The organism is Streptomyces sp. NRRL B-24572 (genome assembly GCF_002156145.1).
GTDB lineage: Bacteria > Actinomycetota > Actinomycetes > Streptomycetales > Streptomycetaceae > Streptomyces > Streptomyces vietnamensis.
In genome coordinates this window covers 1-3,658 of record NZ_MWIG01000666.1, presented here as the reverse complement: position 1 = coordinate 3,658, position 3,658 = coordinate 1, and the positions used below count along the sequence as shown (strand labels likewise).

The window sequence follows — 3,658 nt, the reverse complement described above, 5'->3', positions numbered from 1 at the left end:
CCGATTCGACGGTCTCGAAGACAGAGGGGGCGGCGATGTCGGTCAGGGTCACGAGGTCTCTTCTCCAGGGTGTGGTGCGGGGAGTCGTGCGGGTCCGGGACGCCGGGGTCGGCTCAGGACGCCGGGGGCGCGAGGGGGCCGATGCGGTAGAGCACCTCGGCCTCGTGTCCCGCCACGGGGAAGGAGGCGGACGGGAACAGGACCTCGTGGGCCAGGTCGGCGCCGTGCCTGCGGGCGAAGGACCGGAAGAGCCGGTCGGACGCCAGGTTCCCCGGTGTGACGGTCGCCTCCACCCGGTCGAGTCCGTGCTCGGCCGCCACCCGGGCGGCCAGAGCGTCGAGCAGGGTCCCGGCTACCCCGGTTCCGCGGTGCGAACCCTCCACGGCGACCTGCCAGACGAAGAGCGTCCCGGGCGCCTCGGGCCGCAGATATCCGGTGACGAAGCCCACCGGCCGTCCGGAGGCGTCACGGGCGACGGCGGTCGTGCCGGCGAAGTCACGGCACCACAGCAGATAGCTGTACGGCGAGTTGAGGTCGAGTTCGTCCGAGCCGCGGGCGATCCGCCAGAGTGCGGCGCCGTCCGCGATCTCGGCCGGGCCGACGGAGACGCCGCCGACCAGGGATGTCAGGGGGGCAGTGGTCATGGGCGCCGAAGCTACCGAGTGGACCGCGGAACTTCCTGGGTCGGAGGTCTTGTTCGGGGCGGTGGAGGCGTGATAGTTGCGCCGACGCTCTCCGTGCCGGGAACCCGCTCCCGAGCGCATGGCAAATTCGATCAAAAACGGTCAAAGTCACCGTTTGTAACGGCTGGATAACGGCTTTGGATTGTCGGAGTCGGTCCTTTGAAAACGTGAGACGATCCGCGATTTCGCGTTTGAAGGCATCGGAAGCGGTCAGGCTTAGGGGCTGACATGGGGGGAGCCGGGCCGGCCGCGTCACGTCCGGCCCGGCTCCGTCACTTCCGTGGCGCTCGGGCTACCAGATCGCCTCGACCCACTCCGGGTGGTCGATGAACGGGTTCCGGTTGTGCTGGTACGTGTTGTAGATGACGTCGTTGCGGCGCTCCTCGAAGGCGCTCGGCGGATCCTGCTGGTTCCACTGCTTCAGGATCGAGAGGCGGCCGTGGAAGGGGACGCTGCCGTTGGTGGACGACTCGTTGGGCTCCAGGTCGGGCCAGCCGTCGTCACCCTCGTACCGGACGGCCATGTACAGGATCATGCGGGCGACGTCGCCCTTGTCCGCGTCGCGCGGCTCGAAGGAGTCGCTGTCCGTGTAGGCGCCCGGCGCGCCGCTGACCGGGCTGCCGCCGTTGTCCCAGTCCTTGTTGCCGCGGGTGCTGTTGACCTGCACGTCGCAGGCGCGCAGGTGGTGCAGATCGGTGCCCGGGCCGGCCGAGGTGCCGAAGTTGCCGTGGGACTGGGCCCAGGTGTGCTCGCGGTTCCAGTCGCCCACGGAGCCGCCGTTGAGGGACTTGCTGCGCGAGACGCCGCTGTAGAGCAGGAGCACGTTGTTGGTGTTGTTCGGGTCCTGGTCGGTGACCTTCAGCGCGTTCCAGACCGCGTCGTACGAGATCTTGCTCTGGCTGCTGATGATGGCGTGCAGCGAGGACTTGAGGCTCGTGCCGGTCTTGCCGATCGCGTCCTTGTAGTACGTGGTGTCGTACGCGGTCGTCGTGGCACTCGCGGGAGTCGCGGCGACCGTGGGGAGCGTGACGCCGACGAGGGTGGCGGCGACGGCCGCCGCCCACACCTTCCATCTGCCGGTCCGCACAACGGACATGGGGGGCCCTTTCCCGGGGACGGCACGCGCGGGACGGCGGACGGCGACTCGACCGATCTGCTGTCTACGCGTGTTGACTACGTGTCATCGGGAGGGTGGCACACGTCAGGTACCTGTCATGTAACGCGGAGGAGGCTGTTCCGTGACGTTCTCGCATACGGCGGAACCGGGAGTCTCAGACGCCCCGGACGTCCACCGGCATCCCCTTCGGCTCCTTGATCCGCTTCATGATGATCTGCGAGTTCACCTCGGTGACCCCGGTGAGCGTCGTCAGCCGCTCGATCCACAGCCGCTCGTACGCCGCGAGGTCCGCCACCGCGATCCGCAGCAGACAGCCGGGACTCCCGAACAGCCGGTACGCCTCGATCACGTCCGGCACGTCCTGCAGGGCCTCCTCGAAGGCCTCCACCGTCTCCCGGTCCCGCTTCACCTCGACCGAGACGAGCACCTCGAAGCCGCGCCCCACCGCCTCCGGGTCGATGATCGCCCGGTAGCCCCGGATCACCCCGTCCTGCTCCAGCTGGCGCACCCGGCGCAGACAGGGGGAGGCGCTGAGCCCGACCCGCTGGGCCAGCTCCTGGTTGCTCAGCCGGCCGTCGTTCTGGAGCTCGCGCAAGATGTGGAGATCGATTCGGTCCATGGCGCAATTATCTACCACGACGAAACAGGCCAGGGGCTGATTTCGCAATCGCCTTGCGCGCCTCCTGTCCTATCGTTGCGACCGCAGGAGATATGGGTACGGAGTGAGGACGGCAGGCATGAAGCGGACGAACGACGGGGGAGCGCGCCGGATCGTCGTCATCAGCACCGGGGGCACGATCGCCAGCCGCTGGCAGGGCACCGGCTACGCGGCCGACGCCTCCGGAGACGACGTCCTGGCCACCGCCCCCCTCCCCGAGGGCGTCACCGTCGAGGTCGTCGACCTGTTCAACGTGAACAGCTCCCGCATGACCTCGGCCCACCAGCTCGCCCTCCTGCGCACCGTCCACGAGACCTTCGCCGACCCCGGCGTCGACGGCATCGTCGTCACCCACGGCACCGACACCCTGGAGGAGACGGCCTTCCTCCTGGACCTCCACCACGCCGACTCCCGCCCGGTCGTCCTCACCGGCGCCCAGCGGCCCTTCGGCACCGGAGACGGCGACGGTCCCGGCAACCTCTACGACGCGCTCCAGGTCGCCGCGACCGTCCGCGACCTCGGCGTCCTCGTCGTCTTCGACGGACGCGTCCACGCGGCACGCGGCACCGTGAAGACCCAGACCCTCGCCGCCGACGCCTTCTCCGACCCCTCCGCCGAGCGCCTCGGCCGCGTCGGGTTCTCCCGCGTCGACATCGAGCGGCAGCCGGAGCGCCCCGCCCCGCTGCCCCTGCCGGCCGCCGCCCGGACCGCGAACCCCGGGGCCACCGGCCCCGACGCCACTCCGCTGCCCCGGGTCGACATCATCACGCACCACTCCGACGGCGACCCGTTCCTCCTGAACGCGGCCGTCTCCGCGGGCGCCCGGGGCATCGTCCTCGTCGCCACCGGCGCGGGCAACGCCACCCCCGAGATCGCCGCCGCCGTGGCCGACGCGGTCGCCCGGGGCGTCCTCGTCGCCGTCACCACCCGCGTCCCCGCGGGGCCGCTCGCCGAGATATACACCGGCGGCGGCGCGGTCGACCTCGTCGCCGCCGGAGCCCTGCTCACCGGCACCCTCCGGGCCGGCCAGGCCCGGATCGCCCTCCTCTCCACGCTCCTCGCCGAAGGCGCCGACGGCGCGGGCGCCTCCGCCCGCAGCACCGCCCGCCTGCGCCGCCTCCTCGAAGGACCGGTCCGCGCCGAGCCCGCCCTCGCCACCGGCCACTCCCGCTCGGCCTCGGCCGTCGCCGCCCGGGCGTA

At 70.9% G+C, this 3,658-nt stretch carries 4 protein-coding genes; 1 reads left to right on the top strand and 3 read right to left on the bottom strand.

Going from position 1 to position 3,658, the window contains the following annotated elements; genetic code table 11:
* Window positions 1-113 precede the first annotated feature (113 nt).
* The 3 genes from ectA to CCN56_RS33020 all read right to left on the bottom strand — a co-directional run bounded on the left by ectA (window position 114) and on the right by CCN56_RS33020 (window position 2,419).
* Window positions 114-644 (bottom strand): diaminobutyrate acetyltransferase, encoded by a 531-nt coding sequence (ectA, locus tag CCN56_RS33030; RefSeq protein ID WP_086831538.1) that lies wholly within the window; start codon window positions 642-644, stop codon window positions 114-116.
* Window positions 645-975: 331 nt separating this feature from the next.
* On the bottom strand, window positions 976-1,779 hold the full coding sequence (locus CCN56_RS33025) for an endonuclease I family protein (RefSeq protein WP_086831537.1): 804 nt from the start codon (window positions 1,777-1,779) through the stop codon (window positions 976-978).
* A gap of 175 nt (window positions 1,780-1,954) precedes the next feature.
* The gene (locus CCN56_RS33020; protein WP_086831536.1) at window positions 1,955-2,419 is read right to left on the bottom strand and encodes an Lrp/AsnC family transcriptional regulator; all 465 of its coding nucleotides are present in this window, start codon (window positions 2,417-2,419) and stop codon (window positions 1,955-1,957) included.
* A 118-nt stretch (window positions 2,420-2,537) separates the two neighbouring features.
* Here CCN56_RS33020 and CCN56_RS33015 point away from each other — a divergent pair.
* On the top strand, window positions 2,538-3,658 hold a 1,121-nt coding region (locus CCN56_RS33015), incomplete at its 3' end, for an asparaginase (RefSeq protein WP_256962312.1).